Below are 15,736 nucleotides of genomic sequence, written 5' to 3' on the forward strand. Positions count from 1 at the left end.
GATCTCCCGGCAGGCCGGTTTTTATTGCTATTCGTTTGGGTTTGGCGCCGGCGGCGAGGCTTTGGCTGGCTTGCCTCTCAGCACATCCCGCTGGTCATCAGCCGGATGATCGTGCGGTCGGTCTCCCGCATTCCCTCGCTGGCCAGGGTGCCCACATTGCGGATGGTGTTCTCAACGCCCTTGACCACAATGCCGTCGCCGCCGTAAAACTGGCTGTGGTGCTGCTGCATCTTCCAGCCAAGCAACCCCGCCTCCACCGCCGAGGCGATCTTGGCCGCGCAGCTGGCCTTGGCGCCGTCGCAGATCATGCCCGAGTCGATGGCCACCGCGTTGACGATGGTGTGGGCGATCTCCTTGTACCGGCCGCCGTGCAGGTAGCACACCCCGGCCCCGGCACCGCACCCGGCGGCGGTGGCCCCGCAGTAGGCGGACAGGCTGCCGATGCCGGTTTTCAGGTGAATGGTCACCAGGTTTGAAACCACCAGCGCCCGGTAAAGTTCCTCCTGCGCCGAGCCCAGCGCCCGGGCGTAAATGATGATCGGCAGCGAGGCGGTCAGCCCCTGGTTGCCGCTGCCCGAGTTGATGACCACCGGCAGCTCGCAGCCGTTCATCCGGGCATCCGACCCGGCGGCGGCCCAGGCCTTGGCCCGATTGTGGGTGGAGTCGCCGTAGGATTCCAGCAAAATCCGCCCGATGTTTGCGCCCCACTGCCCCCGCAGGCCCTCTTTGGCAATGGCGGTGTTGCAGTCGATCTGCCGCTGCAGCACCGACTGCACGTCGGCGATCTTAACGGCGTCCGCAAACTCGACGATGCGCTCCACCGTCAAAAGGCTGCGGTCGGTGGCGTGCTTGGGGCCTTCCTCGGTGTAGGGGCGGTCGAGCAGCACGGCGCCGTCCTGTTCCAGCCGGATGACGTTGGTGTGGAAGCCGGCGATCTCGGCAAAGGCGGTGTGCCCGGCGGCGTTCACCCGCACCTGAATGTCAAAGATGTAGTCTTTCTCCGAGGGGTGGACGTGGACGATGCCTTGCTTTTCATAGGCGGCGATCTGTTCCACCTGTTCCGGCGTGATGCCGGCCAGCACCTGCAATTTGGCATCGGCGTCACCCGCCACAATGCCCGCGGCGGCTGCGACGGTCAGCCCCCGCTGGCCGCCGGTGTTGGGCACGACCACGCTCTTGACGTTCTTGATGATGTTGGCGCTGGCGTACACCTGCACATCCTCCGGCAGGCAGCCCAATGTCTTGCGGGCCAGCGCGGCACAGTAGGCCACGGCGATGGGCTCGGTGCAGCCCATCGCGGGCTGCAGCTCCTCGGCCAGAATGGCACAGTATTCGCTGTAGATTTTGTCCTCCATGGTATCCTCCTCAGTGGCCTTTCAAACACTCTCGATGCTGTCCAGCCCGCAGGCTTCCAACTGGGGCCGGCCGCCCACTACGCAGACGCCGCCTTGCAGCGCCGTTTCAAGCGCGTCGGCCAGGGCCAGCAGCGTGTCCGGCGTGGCGGACAGCAGCGCTTTGCGGCGGCGACAGCGCTCGGCGTAGTCCACGCCCTGCCAGTACCAGGTGTCGGCGGTGGTGCCCTGGGCCTGGGGCGAGAGCAGCGGTTCGCTGTCCGACACCGCGCCGATGATCAACCCGGTCAGGTCGCGGCTCTCCCGGCAGAACTGGCGCAGAAAGTCGGCGCAGCGGCTGTACGTTTCCAGGCTCTGCACGCCCCGCGGGTCGCGGTAGGACCAGCATGCCGCCAGGCCGGTGTCTCGCACCGCCAGCCCGGTACCGTAGGCCCCGCCCTGCACCCGCACGGCGTTCCACAGGTATTCAAGCCCCAGCAGCTTGGACGCCAGCTGCCAAGCGCCGGTGTAACCCTGCCCGGCGCGGCGGAAGTCCCCGCCGCAGCAGGCAAAGGCGATGTCGGCCGGGATGGCAATGCCCTCCCGCCGCGCACCCCAGGGGGCCAGCGCGGTAGCTTCGGGGGCGGCGACGCCTTCGGGCAGGGCCGCGGCCAGCCGGGCGGCGGCCTGCCCGGCCAGGTCATGGTCGGTGGTCACGGCCAGCGTCAGCCGGGCCTGGCAGGCGATGGCGTCCAGCAGGCTTTGCAAGGCCGGGCGCAGGGCGGCCCAGTCCCAATGATCCTCCTGGGCTTTGACCCACTGGTAGCCCGCAAACCCGGTCAGATATTCCTGCGCCGCGCCGGCAGCCGAGAACTGCGCCGCCAGCCGGCCAATGCCCACATTGTGCCCGGCCATGATGCAGTTCTGCATCCGCTGCGTCCGCAGCTGGCGCAGAATGTCTCGGGCGGCAGGCTCGGCGCTCAGGTCGGTGGTGGTCAGCACCTCGGCGGCCAGGTCCAGCGCTGCGTCCAGCTTGGGCTCCAGCGCGCTCAGGCTCAGGCAGAGCTTGACATGGCAGCGGTCGGTCTCGCCGGGGATCGCAAAGGCGGTGGCGTAGAACCGCAGTTCGCCGCAGGTCAGCCGGATGCGGTCGTTGAGCTGTTCCGCTGTGTAGTGCCGGGTGGGCAGGTGGCCCAGCAGTTGGCACAGATAGCCGAGTTCGCTCATCTGCTCGGGGCGCAGGCCGTCGGCGTCCAAGTAGAAGGTCACGTAGACGATGCCCCGCGTCTTGACCCGGTGCCGCAGCACCGGAATCCCCGCCAGTGTGGCCGTTTCCAGCGGCAGGTCAGTGGGGGCGGCGGGCAGGTCGGCCAGCGTCAGGCTGGGCAGCGTGGCCAGCGCTTCGGGGCTGTCCGGCGTTTGCTGCCAGGCGTCGAGCTCCTGCTGCTTTTGTTGCAGCGCGGTGCGGTCGGCTTCGGTCCAGGCGGCGGCCTCCCGGGCCAGACGGTCAGCCTCGGCCTGGCGGCGGGCCTCGCCGGCGGTGTGGCTCGGGGTCAGCACCACCTTGGCCTTGTGCGGGTTTTCAAGGAAGATGCGCCGCAGCAGCTCCTCAAAGTAGCCCTCGCGCATCTTGGCGCGCAGGCTGTCGAACAGCGCGCCCACCTGCAAGTTGGCTTCCGGCTGGCCGCCGTACAGCCAGCTTTCCAGCGTCTGCATACACAGGCCCACGCCCGGCGTGTAGGGGCCGAAATCCCGCTCCCGCATCTCAAATTCCCGCCGGGCCAGGGCGGCTTCCAGCTTGGCGCGGTCGATGCCCTGCTCGGCCAGGCGGCGCAGCTCGTCCAGAATCGCCTGCTCGGCGGCGGCCGCGTTCTCGGCGTTGAGGTCGGTGATCTCCATTTGCAGCCAGGGCTGGGCTACGCTGTCATACACCCGCAGCATCAGGTCCTTGGCCAGCTGGCGGGACAAAACTGCCCGGCACAGCGGGGATTCGTTGTCCCCGGCCAGCACCTGGGCCAGCACCCCGGCGGCCACCAGCGTCTCGCGGTCGGCGTAGCTGCCCAGCACAAAGCCGTAGCCCAGGCGGGTGCGGCCGGGCTCCTCGGCCTCGCTGGCCACCTCGTACTCGATGCGCTGCACGCCGCCGTCCACCGGGGCTTGTAGCGGCGGGAACACCGTGCGCTCGCTGCGCGCAAAACTGCTCAGATATTCCTCGTCCAGTACCCGCAGCACGGTGTCCAGGTCCACGGCGCCGTCCAGAAAGATCAACGCGTTGGAGGGCGCGTAGAACTTGCGGTGGGCGGCCAAAAACTGTTCGTAAGTCAGGTCTGGAATGCAGGCCGGGTCGCCGCCCGACACAAACCGGTAGGGCGTGTTGGGGAAAAGCGCACGGTTGAGGGCGTTTGTTTCCAGTTCGTCGGCATCGGCGAACGCACCCTTCATCTCGTTAAACACGACGCCCTTGTAGTGGGGCTTGCCGTCGGCGTCAAACTCGTACCGCCAGCCCTCCTGCCGGAAGATGGCGGGGTTGTGGTAGATGGCCGGGTGGAACACCGCGTCAAGATACACCCGCATCAGGGTCAGAAAGTCCTTGGGGTTGCGGCTGGAAATGGGGTACAGCGTTTTATCCGGGAAGGTCAGCGCGTTCAAAAAGGTGTTCATCGAGTGTTTGAGCAGTTCGACGAAGGGCTCCTTGACCGGGTAGCGGTCCGACCCGCAGAGCACCGAGTGCTCGAGGATATGAAAGACGCCGGTGTCGTCTTTTGGCAGGGTGGGGAAGGCGATGCCAAAGGTTTTATTCTCCTCGTCCCGCTCGAGCCAGACCAGCCGCGCGCCGGTCTGCGTGTGTTCCATCTCGTGTAGGGTGGCGTCGAGCTCGGGCAGCGGGGCCTGCCGGATTTCGGTAAAACCGTGAAGGAGTGTGTTCATGGGTGGTTCCCTCGCTTTCTGCAATGAAAATAGCGGCCGTCCCGGGGGCGGCAGGCGCGAATTGTCCGCTTCTTATACTTACTGTAAAAGGTAGCACCGGTTTTGTCAATTTGGTTTGTCGATTCTGTCCGGTTTGCGTTCTATTTGGTATGGATTTACAGCGCCAACGCTGCAAGCAACACAGAAAAGCGCGCATCCGCCGATGGGGCTGAAACCGAAACGGCGCGGGGATTTGTGTGGCGTGCACAAATCCCCGCGCCGCGTACTATACAAGACAGAAGAATGTCAGCGTGTGAAAGAAATCTCCCAAAGTCACGGCCGTCCGGTGCTCACCCCCCGCGCAGGGCGCTGGCCAGGGCGATCAGGCGGGCGGCGGACTGGCGGGCAGCGGTTTCGGGCAGGCGGCCGTCCGCGAGGGCGGCCCGGATGTCGGCATCATCGTGGGGGTTGCCCGGCATGATGACGTCATTGCCGGCCCAGGCGCACCGCCAGGGGGTGGAGCCGTCCTGCGGCACGGTGGTATTCCAGTCCGACATGACCAGGCCGGCAAAGCCCCATTCCTGCCGCAGCACGACGGTGCACAGGTCCCGGCTGTTGGCGGCGTGCACCCCGTTGATGCAATTGTAGGCCGACATGACGGCGGCCGGGGCGGCGGCTTTGACCGCGATCTCAAACCCGCGCAGGTAAATTTCCCGCAGGGCGCGCTCCGACACCCGCGCGTCCACCGCCATACGGTTGTCCTCCTGGTTGTTGCAGGCAAAATGCTTGAGGGTCACCCCGTGCCGCCCGGATTCCTGCACGCCGGCCGTGATGGCCGCCGCCAGCGTGCCGGTGAGCAGCGGATCCTCGGAATAATACTCGAAGTTGCGCCCGCACAGTGGGTTGCGCTGGATGTTCATGCCGGGGGCCAGCCACAAATCCACATGGAACTCGTCCATTTCGCGGCTGACGGCGCGACCCACCTGCGCCAGCAGGTCGGGGTCCCAACTCTGGGCCAGGGCGGTGCCCACCGGGAACGCCGTGCAGAACTGGTAGTAGGTGTCGGCGCTCTCGTGGCGGGGCGGCGCTTCCAGAAAGCCGTTTTCGAGCGAGCCCAGCACCCCGGCGCCGTAGACCTCGCCGGTGGCGCGGTCCGCCTGGTAGCACTGGCGCAGCCGCAGCCCGGCGGGGCCGTCCGCCATAATCAGGCTGGGGATCTGGCGGCTGGCCTCCAGCGCTTCGGAGGTCTCGCCGGCGGAACCGGGCACTCGGATCCCCGCCGAGCCCAGCGTGCTGGCCCCCGCCGTGATGTTGCCGTACAAAAGCGGCACCAGGCTGTCCAAATCCCCTTCGGCCAACAGCGGTGCGGCGGGCGCCGGGGCCGCCGGGGCCACCGGCACAAACTTGTACACCGGCAGGTCGTACTCCACTTTCTGGCGCCACTGGTCGGCTTCCCTGTCCTGTGCATCGGGGGCGGCGCCCAGTTCCCCAATGGGGTGCTGCGGCGGGCAGATCGGATGGGTGCGCTCCAGCGTCACCGCCGCATCCACCTCGAGCAGCGCGCACAGGCGCAGCGCGTCGCTGCTGTTGCCCACCCAGACGCCGTACAGGCCCGCGTCCACCACCCAGGCGTTCTGTTCCGGGTGGAAGGCCGCCAGTTGCTTTTGCGGGATCTCGAGGGTCAGGGTCTGGGTTTCGCCGGGGGCGAGCCGCCGGGTCTTGGCAAATGTGCCGGGTCAGAAACACGGCGTTTTTATCTGCCATAGAACCTCTCTTTCTTGCGCTTTCAGCGCATCCGGTGTATACTGTTGTTATGGTTCCGTTGTTTGTAACCTGTGATTATGTTACTACTTTTTTGTGTCAAGCGTGAACGAGCCAATGTAACCCAAGTAACTTGTTTTCAGATTACTCTTTCACTAATAGGAGAAATCCGGGGTGCAAAACGGAACCATTTTTGAAAAATCGCAAAATATTTTTTTAAAAGAGTCCTGCAAAACCTGCCAAGAGTTGTCAAGGCCTAAAAGCATAAAAATCTGGAAAGGGTGATCCAACAAAAATGAGCGTAGAAAAGTAAACCGTCATGTTCTGGCGGTCATGGAATTGGTATGAAAATCGTCGTCTATGATGGGGTTATAGCTTCTTTAAATAAGCCATGACAGTACCGTAGTAGATTCTCAGAAACTTATTTGCGGCAGCGGTCATGTAGACGTAATAGTGCTTGCCCTCCCGTCTTTTACGGTCAAGGAATTGGAATACAGGATCGTCAGTAGGTGCGTGTTGGATGATGGTGGACATGACTTGAAAGAGCGTTTTGCGCAGCCTGGGAGACCCGCGTTTGGAAATATGTCTGTTCTTCGATTCAAAGGTACCAGACTGGCAAGGCGGTGCATCTACACCAGCAAAGGCCACTAAAGACTGCTTGCGGTCAAATCGGCGCACATCGCCAATCTCTGCCATGAGCTGAGGCCCAAGAACGGGGCCAACGCCAAACATCCGCATCACGACAGGATACTCTGGAAGCTGAGCAGCCAGAGTGAGCATCTCGTGTTGGATCACGGAAATCGTTTCTATGATTGTGTTGAGTTGAGAAACCGCAAGAGTAACAAGGCATTTAATCGAGTCAGTCATCGGAAGCGTATTTACCTGTGAGACGGCGTGAGCATAGATGGACGAGGCCTTTTCCTCTTTAAATCTGTACCCGGCTTTGGCACACCACTTTTTGTATTGGCTTGTGAACGCTTTTTCGGAGTTCCTGCAGATACACTCCCGATGCCAGAATTTCTCGGCAAAATCCACCCATTTTTCGTGTCCGTCCATATCCCGGGGAGCACTTTTGAACAGGATATTGAGGCCAGGAAACGTTCCATCCAGTAGTGCGATTAAATTGTTTTTGAGATTGACTTTCAATCTTATGTACTGGTCGTACTGGCGACGGCACGTTTTGAGCGTCTGCCGGATTTGGTCAACAGGCGTGTAACGTTCAAGAACTGTCCAACGGTCAAGGCAGTAATTTGCAATTTTCACAGCGTCCAACTTGTCTGTCTTACCCTTCCGGATCGAGTTGTTGCCGTATTTGTAGATTAACAGTGCATTTACGATAGAAACAAAAATGCCTGCATCGTACAACACATTGGCGATAGGTTGCCAGTAGTTCCCGGTGTACTCCATGACAATCTTTGTTTCTCCGGGCAGCTTCTCCAAAAAGCAAGCCAGTTTCCGCAACTCTGTATCCGTATGGAGTACCTCAAACGGTTCCGCAACCACTTCGCCGAAAGGCCGCATAATGGCTACTGTGCTTTTCCCTTTGGAAACGTCAATCCCTACTGCGTTCATTTCACTTGTCCCTCCCTATCTAATCAGTTTCAAATTGGCGGCCATCGATTTCTCACTGCCGATTCAAATTGCTTGGTCACACGAACATCCTGGATTTCCAGTGGTTCAACCTGCCTCAACCGAACGCTACAGTGGAAGGATGGCTGACTGTTTAGCAGCCGGACATGGTTAGTCCATTAAAAGTCTCGTCAGGCCAATTTCCCTTCCATTGTAGCTTAGGCGTGAGTACGAGAAAAGCACGCCTGGCTGGCGTGCTTCACCCGGTTGTTGACATTGTAGCAACAAAAGTCAATAGATGAAATAAAAAAAGTCCCGCAAATTTTGCGAGGCTAAAAAAGGTACAACAAACCAGACCGGAGAGAAAGCATCTCGCCAGCCGGAAAGAAATTCGGTTGTTAAAGATTACGATTGCTTAGCAGGTTCTGTATCAAAAGCCTCCAGGCATTCTTTCACGCGGGCGTAGTAGATGCGCAGGAACTTGTTCTGAGCGGCAGTCATGTAGACAAAGTAGGGCTTGCCCTCTGCGCGTTTCTTATCAAGGAACTGGTACACCGGCTCATCCGCTGGAGACTTTTTCAGGTATGTGCAGATGATTTGGTAGAGTGTTTTACGCAAATGTGGTGAGCCTCGCTTTGTGGTGGGAACGCTCTTTGCGCTGTGCTTGCCGGATTCATCCACGCCGGGATCAACACCTGCAAAGCCCACGATGGAGCTGCGGCGCGGGAAACGGCGCACATCTCCAATTTCGGCCATAAGCTGCGCGGCAGTTATTTTCCCAACGCCGTACATGGCGCACACGGTTTCGTATTCTGGAAGTTGGGATGCAAGCCGCGTCATTTCCGCCCGCAGAGTGGCCAGCGTGGTCTTTCCCGCCAGAAGTTGTTGAGCAGCCGTGACAATGAGCAGCTTTGTGTTCTCGTTTTTCGGCAGTGTCGTAAAATGGCCACAGCTTCCGGCGTAAATGTCCAGCGCCTTCTCTGCACTGAAATGGTATCCCTTGCGTTTGCACCACTTCTGGTAACGTTCTGTAAACGCCTTTTCGCTGGCACGGCAGATGCAATCGCAATGCCAGAAGGTCATGACAAAATCCACCCATTTCTGGTGGCCGTCAGCACGCTCTGGGCTGGAGAAAAGCTCGTTTACACCGGGAAAGGTCTTGTCGGTCAGCGAAATGAGATTGTTTTGCAGCGACACCACTGTTTTCATGTAGAGATTGTATTGGCGGCTGCACAGCTTCAGTTGTTGTCTAATCGTATCCATGGGAGTATATTCCCGCAGATCCACCCAGTTGTCAAGGCCATACTTTGCAATCTTCAGAGCGTCAGCCTTGTCGGTCTTGACCTTGCGGATGGAGCCGCCGCCGCTCTGCTTGATGAGCAGCGGATTCAGGACGCAGACGTAGATCCCGTACTCATGTAGTGCTGCCGCTACCGGTTCGTGGTAACGGCCTGTGGATTCCATGATGACGCGGGTATCTTCGCCCAATGCGACGATGGCGCCAGCCATCTGCTCCAAACCAACTTCGGTATGGAGAAATTCCTGTGGCAGAAATGCCACTTCACCCATTGGCCGCAGGGCAGCCACCGTGCTTTTCCCTTTGGAAATGTCGATCCCTACTGCGTTCATTTTGCTCCTCCTTCTGATTGGATATGGCTTTCCGCCGTTTACTCATCGCCTGTTCAATCTCCTGGGTGACGCGAACGCACCGCAAATCGGTGGTACAACCTGCGCAAATCGAATGCTGCGAATGAGAGAGGCGGCTGACGGACTCATTTACGGGCGTGTCGGCCCAAGGTGAGCTATGTCAGGCAATTTGCTCTCCCATTCTAACAGCTTCGGCTTTGAGATGGAAAAAGACGCGGCTGGCTGCCGCGCCTTGAACCGTAACTTTATTGTAGGAGGTGGGGTCATGGCGTATCTGTCTGATGACGAGCTTCTGGATACCGAGGGTGGCTTCACCGGATGGGACGATGGGACAGGCGCAGGGGCGGAAGAAACGCTGGAACAGGCGCTTGCGGAAGAACGTCTGGCCGAGCTGGAAAATGAGCTGGAGCAGGACGAGCATCCCATTGACTATGATGCCGAACTGGAAACCGAGGAAGAAGAAGCTGCCCCGGTCAGTGATAAACGGCTCAAACGGGAGATGCGGGCCGAGGCCATACGGCGGCTGGAGGAAGCGGCCCGCACCGAAAAGGATTTCCGGGCCGTGGTGGAGGAATGGAACAAGCTGGACCGGAACCGGGAGCGCCGGGAACGGGACCACGAAAACCTTCGTGGGGATGTGCCGCTGGAATATCAGGCGGTGCCGGAACCGAAGCTCATTCCCCGCTGGATGAACAACCCCGCATACCGGCAGCTGATGGCCGGAAACTTTCTGGACATCCTGTTTGACTGCCCCTATGAGATGCACAACCTGACCGCCGACGCCTTTATTTCCCGCATGGTGGAGGAACTGAGCGAGGAACACAAGGAAGTTCTATATTTTCTCTCTTTGCGGCTGTACAGCACCACCCGGCTTGCCGCTGTGCGTGGGCAGTCTGACCGCAATATCCGTAAGTTGCGAAAGACCATCCATAAGAAGTTGCAGCGCCAGATGTATGACCATCTGTGCGGCAAACCGGAACATAGTCTGACCTTGCGGGAACGTCAGTTTTTGGAGGAATACTCGAAAATCGCAAAGAAACAGGGCAAGGATGCCGTGATCCGGCGGGAGAACAAGACCAAGCGCAGAAAAAAGAAAAACCGCCCCTGATAATTGGGACGATTAAGGAGAAAGGGCGTGTATGATGAAAAATTTGTTTGAACAGTCCCGTTCCCATTGGGTGCGGTACGATCATTACGAGCTGAAAACAGCGGAAGATGGCAAGCGGTACATCACCCCCGGCAAGAGTGCAAAGCCGGATGTCTACAATCCGCTGAAAGAGGTCCCTGGCATTGTGCTGGATGCGCTGAATGTGGGGATGCTGATGATGGGACGCAAGCCGGAAGCAGAAGTGGAAAAGGCGGTAATGGAGTTTATCACCCGGTACGGCCTGCTGGGGCTGATGACCGCCCTGCCCACCACGCCGTCCTTTATGGACTATGAGGCGGTATACCTGCCCAAAAACCACTTCATTAAGGAAGAATCCATGGCGACAGACAAATACCTGTCCCTGTTTTATCCTTTTGACCAGCTGGACTTGGTGAAGAAAGGCATAGAATCCACGTGGAATGTGTCCGGTGACCGGACGATGATTGCACTGACCATGACCTTTATGGACGAGCCGATGGCGAAAAACATGAGCTTCCAGCGGGAATATGCGGAACCCTACGAGTGGGTTGCTCAACAGTTCAAGGACTGGGCTTTTACGCTGACCACGGCCATTTTGTACTACAATGACTATGATTCCATCGACGAGGACGCACGGGGGCTGTATCGCAAGGCCATGGCTGCGTTCGGCGGGATCGCCCCCAGCTACCACATTGAGCTGCTGGATAAGCCCACTATCTATTGGGATTTCCATTCGCTGCTGCTGGGTATTCAGATGATGTTCAGCTTCATGCTGGTGGACGGCGACCAGCCCCTGCGCCTGTGTAAGCATTGCCAGAAGGTGTTCCTGGGCAGCCGATCCAACGCTGCCTTTTGCAGCCCACGGTGCAAGAACCAGTACAATGTCTACAAGAGCCGTTCTAAAAAGGGCGGAGATGAGGAGGAATGATACGCTATGGAAATTCTGAAACTCAGGGAACACAGCGAACTGGCATCGGAGGCCGCAGAGTGGTTTCATTCCAAGTGGGATATTCCAGTTGAAGAATATGCGGGAAGCATACAGGAGTGCTTGACGGGCAAAAGCATTGTTCCGCAGTGGTATGTTGCAGTCGAGAATCAGCAGATTATTGGTGGTATTGGGGTCATCGAAAACGATTTCCATAACCGCAAGGATTTGACGCCAAATGTCTGCGCGGTATATGTTGAGGAAAACTACCGTTGTCAGGGAATTGCAGGAAAGCTGCTGGAATATGTTTGTGAGGATATGCGTTCATTTGGTCTGGAAACCTTATATCTCATTACAGACCACACAGGCTTCTATGAGCGCTACGGATGGAAGTTCCTGTGTATGGCGCAGGGCGATGGTGAGGTAGATTTGTCGAGGATGTATGTTTATGATTTGAAATAGAAACGGTTATCGTTAAAAATTAGACATTTGGAGAGATCCGATAAATCATTTTGCGTTCGATTGGAGCGGCATTTATTGGAATCCAGAATTTGAAAATAAAGTAAACACCAAAGGGAGCTGCATGGATAATAGAAATGGAGATTATATATAAAAACTTACAAGAGAATGAGATAAGCCGAGAGCTATTTAGACATTTTGTACGGCATCAAACTGTTGTTAAATGTAGGCGAAAAGAAAACGGAAAATGGATTATCAAAGATGATCCGTTTATTGACGATTGGAGCGAAGCGGATTATAAATTCCTGGTTTCCTGCCTGAGAAACACAGCAGCAACAGGTGGATTGGTATATGCTGCTTTCTGCGAAGGGGTGTTGAAAGGTTTCGTGTCAGTTGAACCGAAACTTTTTGGGGGAAATCACAGATACCTTGACCTCTCAAGTATCCATGTGTCAGAGGATATGCGAGGAAAAGGGGTTGGCACTGCACTGTTTCGAGCAGCGAAAGAATGGGCAAAGGCACATGGAGCAAAAAAGTTGTACATCTCAGCCCATTCAGCCGTTGAAAGCCAGGCATTCTATCACAAAATGGGCTGTGCAGAGGCGGCTGTCTACAATCAGTCTCATGTAGAAACCGAGCCGTATGACTGCCAGTTGGAATGTAAAGTATGTGAGGATGACAGTTGATGAAAATAAGCAAAATTGAGGATAATAAAAAGAGATACATGAGCCTGCTTTTTCTTGCGGACGAGCAGGAAGATATGATCGACCGGTATCTTGAAAAAGGTACGATGTATGTTTTGGAGGAAAATGGCGTAAAAGCGGAATGTGTTGTTACTGACGAAGGCAGCAAAGTTCTTGAAATCAAGAATATTGCTGTTCTGCCGGAATGCCAGCGCATGGGCTACGGAAAACGGATGATTGAGTTTATTGAGCAGACATACCGTGATAATTTTCGTATTCTTCGTGTGGGGACGGGTGACAGTCAGCTGACGCTCCCTTTTTATAAGAAATGCGGTTTTATAGAAAGCCATCGTATCAAAAACTTTTTCACGGACAATTATGATCATCCTATCTTTGAATGCGGCGTTCAGCTTATTGATATGGTATATTTGGAAAAGAACTTACTATGGGAATCCAATACGATTCATCGAAAGAAGTAAATGGAATACCTGGCATTTTGTAAATGAATTACAAAATACAATCCAAACTTACCAAAACGATATGGAGATGACGAGGAATGAGCGAGGAACAGGGGCTGACCCCGTATGAAACCAGAGAAATCCTCTTTTACAAGACCGAAAACGGAGAGGTGCGGGTGGAAATCCTGCTCTTTCAGGAAAACCTCTGGCTGACACAGGCAAAAATGGCAGAACTGTTCGAGGTGCAGAAAGCGGCTATTTCCAAGCATCTGAAAAACATTTTTGAATCCGGCGAACTGAGCGAGGATTCAGTTGTTTCCAAAATGGAAACAACTGCGGCGGACGGGAAACGGTATCAGACCAACTATTACAATCTGGACGCCATCATCGCTGTGGGGTATCGTGTGAACTCCAAAAAGGCGACCATGTTCCGCATTTGGGCAAACAGAGTGTTGAAAGAGTTCATCATCAAAGGTTATGTGATGGATGACGCACGGCTGCGGGAGCCGGAGAACTTTTTCGGCAAGGATTATTTCGAGGAACAGCTGGAGCGCATCCGGGACATCCGGGCCAGCGAGAGAAGATTTTACCAGAAAATCACGGACATCTATTCCCAGTGCAGCGCTGACTACGATGTGGAAAGTCCTATCACAAAGGAGTTTTTCGCCACGGTGCAGAACAAGCTCCACTATGCGGTCACCCATCATACCGCCGCCGAGATCGTATATGGCCGTGCCGACAGCACCAAGCCCAACATGGGCCTGACCACATGGAAAAACGCCCCCAAGGGCCGCATCCGCAAATCCGATGTCATCGTCGCTAAAAACTATCTGAACGAAACGGAAATGCGAAACCTGAATGAGATCGTCACCATGTACCTGGACTATGCGGAACGGCAGGCCCGCCGTGGAAATGTCATGTATATGGCCGATTGGGTCAAGCGGCTTGACGCATTTTTACAGTTCAACGAGGAAGATATTCTGCATGATAAGGGCAAGGTGACCGCCGCCATTGCCAAAGCCTTTGCCGAGAAAGAGTTTGAAAAGTTCCGGGTTTTGCAGGATCGGACCTATCAGAGCGACTTTGACCGGCTGCTTGCGGAAACTTCGGATGCCCTGACAGAATAACCATATACACAGAAAGCCCACGCCACCGGTTCTCTCTTTCCGGCTGCGTGGGCTTTTTCGGTCATTGCTTATTTCTTGTTTTGCAGCTGTTCATGGGCTTCCTGCTGGACGATCAGCCCCGCCGAAAAGCCATACTTGAAATGGCTCTCACTTTCCTCACACTGGGCGATAGCGTTCTGCGCCCGGAGTTCTTCCACCAGAGCATAGTCCTCTTTGCTGAGCCGCTGGGATAACTGCTCCATCAACGCCGCACAGGTTTGGATCGCCTTGCGGTATTCCGGGGACGTGGGCACTACCGTTTCACAGGGATAAAACTCCCCGTTATACATGGCTTCCAAAATCATTGCGTTCCCTCCCTCAACAGTAGACCAACTCAGCCAGGACGATTTCCTCGGCTCTGTTGTGGATGGAGTTCATGGAGCGCACCCATGCCATCTGGTCGGCAGCTTTCAGGGCTTCTGTGACACCCTCTTGCTGCATCATGGCTTTTTCAATAATTTCCAGCCGCTCCCGGCAGGCGGTGTCGATTTCCTCCAAATGGGGAAACAGCTTTTCGGTGACAATGAGATCGGTATACAGAATGGGCCGGTGTTCTTTTAAGTAGGCACGGCGCAACCGGCCATATTTCCCGATATGGTACTCTTTGGTATCCGATAACACAAGGTCAGGAATGAGATAGTCGCCGCATTTGGTGTAAGTCAGTTCCATACAAGGCTCCTTTCGTGGGAATGTGGTTGACAGTTACGGTAGGTTTGAGGGCATCCCTCCTTTATCATAACTGTCTTTTCATTCGCCACAAATGAGCCGCCAGTCATGATGTGATGTTTTTTGGTGTAATCCACCCTCTATACATTACATCATGCTTTTGATTGATGAAATGAGTGATGCGTGATATATGATAAAAAATAATAATTGACCCGGTGAGGTGTTGCGTGAGAAGCCAAAGGTCTCCTTTTGAAATTACCAACCAAACGATTGACTATGTGGCGGAACTTGCCGAGCTGGTGGGGAAACGATCGGCAGTATCTTTTCGGCCAATCCGACACTGTGACGCAGCAATCGGATTGGAACAATCCATGGAACGATTACTTTAGTTACATACGAAGCCCGGAATGCCTGTCTGCATCAGGCCTTCCGGGCTTCGTTTACATTAGCGGCGTCGATATCCCTCCGGGGTATAGATGCGGGCATCCATATAAATGACATGGTGCCGGTCACGATGCATTTTTGTTTTTCAAAGCGTATCCTTCAGCAGGCAGAGGGATAGGGGACTGCAGCGGCAAAGTGCTTCCTCCTGTGCGGAGCGGCCAGAGGGGATGCCGCCGTCCGGATTGGTTGCCGATGCAACTTTAATCCGGCAACCGCTCTGCCGGATTTTCCGACTGCCTGCAGAGTCAGATCCCGGGATGCAATTCGGGTGGATTGCTCAAACCACTCCGGTAGTTCAGCATCAGGGGAAACCGGACTGAAACCGTAGAATACAGAGTCAGGTCTGCTAAAGTAGGATTTACATAAGAGGACATTGCCTGAAACTCCCGCCCAAGGGATTCCGGCACACTCCCTCATCTGGAGTTTTACGCAACCTCGCCATCACAGAGCCCTGCAAATCCGAAAGATAAAATCGGTATGCGCAAACGAAAATCAAATTCTGTAAAACGGGTATAAAAAGGTATGCACAAAATCCGCTGAATTTTTCGGATTGGGGATAAAACACAGGCAAAAATTCCGCTTTTTGTGCGAGAG

General features: G+C 56.1%; 14 protein-coding genes and 1 pseudogene. 6 read left to right on the forward strand and 9 right to left on the reverse strand.

The genetic code is table 11. The features are described from left to right. Window positions 1-77: 77 nt before the first annotated feature. The 6 genes and pseudogenes from PH256_RS09375 to PH256_RS09395 all read right to left on the reverse strand — a co-directional run bounded on the left by PH256_RS09375 (window position 78) and on the right by PH256_RS09395 (window position 9,197). Window positions 78-1,355, reverse strand: a complete 1,278-nt coding sequence (locus PH256_RS09375; RefSeq protein WP_270913927.1) for an L-cysteine desulfidase family protein — start codon at window positions 1,353-1,355, stop codon at window positions 78-80. Between the two features lie 21 nt (window positions 1,356-1,376). Then, entirely contained in the window at window positions 1,377-4,259 is a 2,883-nt protein-coding gene (locus PH256_RS09380; protein WP_270913928.1) for an insulinase family protein, read from the reverse strand. A 329-nt stretch (window positions 4,260-4,588) separates the two neighbouring features. Further along, window positions 4,589-5,650: a glycoside hydrolase family 3 protein gene (locus PH256_RS09385; RefSeq protein WP_333766356.1), complete on the reverse strand. Its 1,062-nt coding sequence runs from the start codon at window positions 5,648-5,650 to the stop codon at window positions 4,589-4,591. 180 nt (window positions 5,651-5,830) lie between these two features. Further along, window positions 5,831-5,953 (reverse strand): annotated as a pseudogene (locus PH256_RS15275) (fibronectin type III-like domain-contianing protein); the annotation flags it as partial. Window positions 5,954-6,368: 415 nt separating this feature from the next. Continuing rightward, complete coding sequence (locus PH256_RS09390) at window positions 6,369-7,571, reverse strand: IS110 family transposase (protein WP_270913929.1); 1,203 nt, start codon at window positions 7,569-7,571, stop codon at window positions 6,369-6,371. A gap of 402 nt (window positions 7,572-7,973) precedes the next feature. Further along, on the reverse strand, window positions 7,974-9,197 hold the full coding sequence (locus PH256_RS09395; RefSeq protein WP_087185407.1) for an IS110 family transposase: 1,224 nt from the start codon (window positions 9,195-9,197) through the stop codon (window positions 7,974-7,976). Between the two features lie 283 nt (window positions 9,198-9,480). On the opposite strand from PH256_RS09395, the gene PH256_RS09400 reads away from it, so the two are divergent. The 6 genes from PH256_RS09400 to PH256_RS09425 all read left to right on the forward strand — a co-directional run bounded on the left by PH256_RS09400 (window position 9,481) and on the right by PH256_RS09425 (window position 13,993). Continuing rightward, window positions 9,481-10,323 carry a sigma-70 family RNA polymerase sigma factor gene (locus PH256_RS09400; protein ID WP_270913930.1) on the forward strand — a complete coding sequence of 281 codons (843 nt, stop codon included), beginning with the start codon at window positions 9,481-9,483 and terminating at the stop codon, window positions 10,321-10,323. A gap of 31 nt (window positions 10,324-10,354) precedes the next feature. Beyond that, window positions 10,355-11,269 carry a hypothetical protein gene (locus PH256_RS09405; RefSeq protein ID WP_270913931.1) on the forward strand — a complete coding sequence of 305 codons (915 nt, stop codon included), beginning with the start codon at window positions 10,355-10,357 and terminating at the stop codon, window positions 11,267-11,269. A 6-nt stretch (window positions 11,270-11,275) separates the two neighbouring features. Then, on the forward strand, window positions 11,276-11,728 hold the full coding sequence (locus tag PH256_RS09410) for a GNAT family N-acetyltransferase (RefSeq protein WP_087249498.1): 453 nt from the start codon (window positions 11,276-11,278) through the stop codon (window positions 11,726-11,728). Window positions 11,729-11,862: 134 nt separating this feature from the next. Further along, the gene (locus PH256_RS09415) at window positions 11,863-12,411 is read left to right on the forward strand and encodes a GNAT family N-acetyltransferase (RefSeq protein WP_087249496.1); all 549 of its coding nucleotides are present in this window, start codon (window positions 11,863-11,865) and stop codon (window positions 12,409-12,411) included. Continuing rightward, the gene (locus PH256_RS09420) at window positions 12,411-12,887 is read left to right on the forward strand and encodes a GNAT family N-acetyltransferase (protein WP_087171134.1); all 477 of its coding nucleotides are present in this window, start codon (window positions 12,411-12,413) and stop codon (window positions 12,885-12,887) included. The genes PH256_RS09415 and PH256_RS09420 overlap by 1 nt, the downstream gene beginning before the upstream one ends. A gap of 77 nt (window positions 12,888-12,964) precedes the next feature. Then, window positions 12,965-13,993, forward strand: coding sequence for a virulence RhuM family protein (locus PH256_RS09425; protein WP_270913932.1), 1,029 nt, complete (start codon window positions 12,965-12,967; stop codon window positions 13,991-13,993). Between the two features lie 68 nt (window positions 13,994-14,061). Here PH256_RS09425 and PH256_RS09430 read toward each other — a convergent pair whose 3' ends face one another. The 3 genes from PH256_RS09430 to PH256_RS15335 all read right to left on the reverse strand — a co-directional run bounded on the left by PH256_RS09430 (window position 14,062) and on the right by PH256_RS15335 (window position 15,416). After that, window positions 14,062-14,337 (reverse strand): DUF6809 family protein, encoded by a 276-nt coding sequence (locus PH256_RS09430; protein WP_002596150.1) that lies wholly within the window; start codon window positions 14,335-14,337, stop codon window positions 14,062-14,064. Window positions 14,338-14,350: 13 nt separating this feature from the next. Further along, window positions 14,351-14,701, reverse strand: a complete 351-nt coding sequence (locus tag PH256_RS09435) for a TnpV protein (protein WP_154041233.1) — start codon at window positions 14,699-14,701, stop codon at window positions 14,351-14,353. A gap of 526 nt (window positions 14,702-15,227) precedes the next feature. Next, window positions 15,228-15,416, reverse strand: a complete 189-nt coding sequence (locus tag PH256_RS15335) for a poly(ADP-ribose) glycohydrolase domain-containing protein (RefSeq protein ID WP_082669622.1) — start codon at window positions 15,414-15,416, stop codon at window positions 15,228-15,230. Window positions 15,417-15,736: the final 320 nt, after the last annotated feature.

The sequence above is a fragment of the Allofournierella sp. CML151 genome (genome assembly GCF_027853465.1).
Classification (GTDB): Bacteria; Bacillota; Clostridia; order Oscillospirales; family Ruminococcaceae; genus Allofournierella.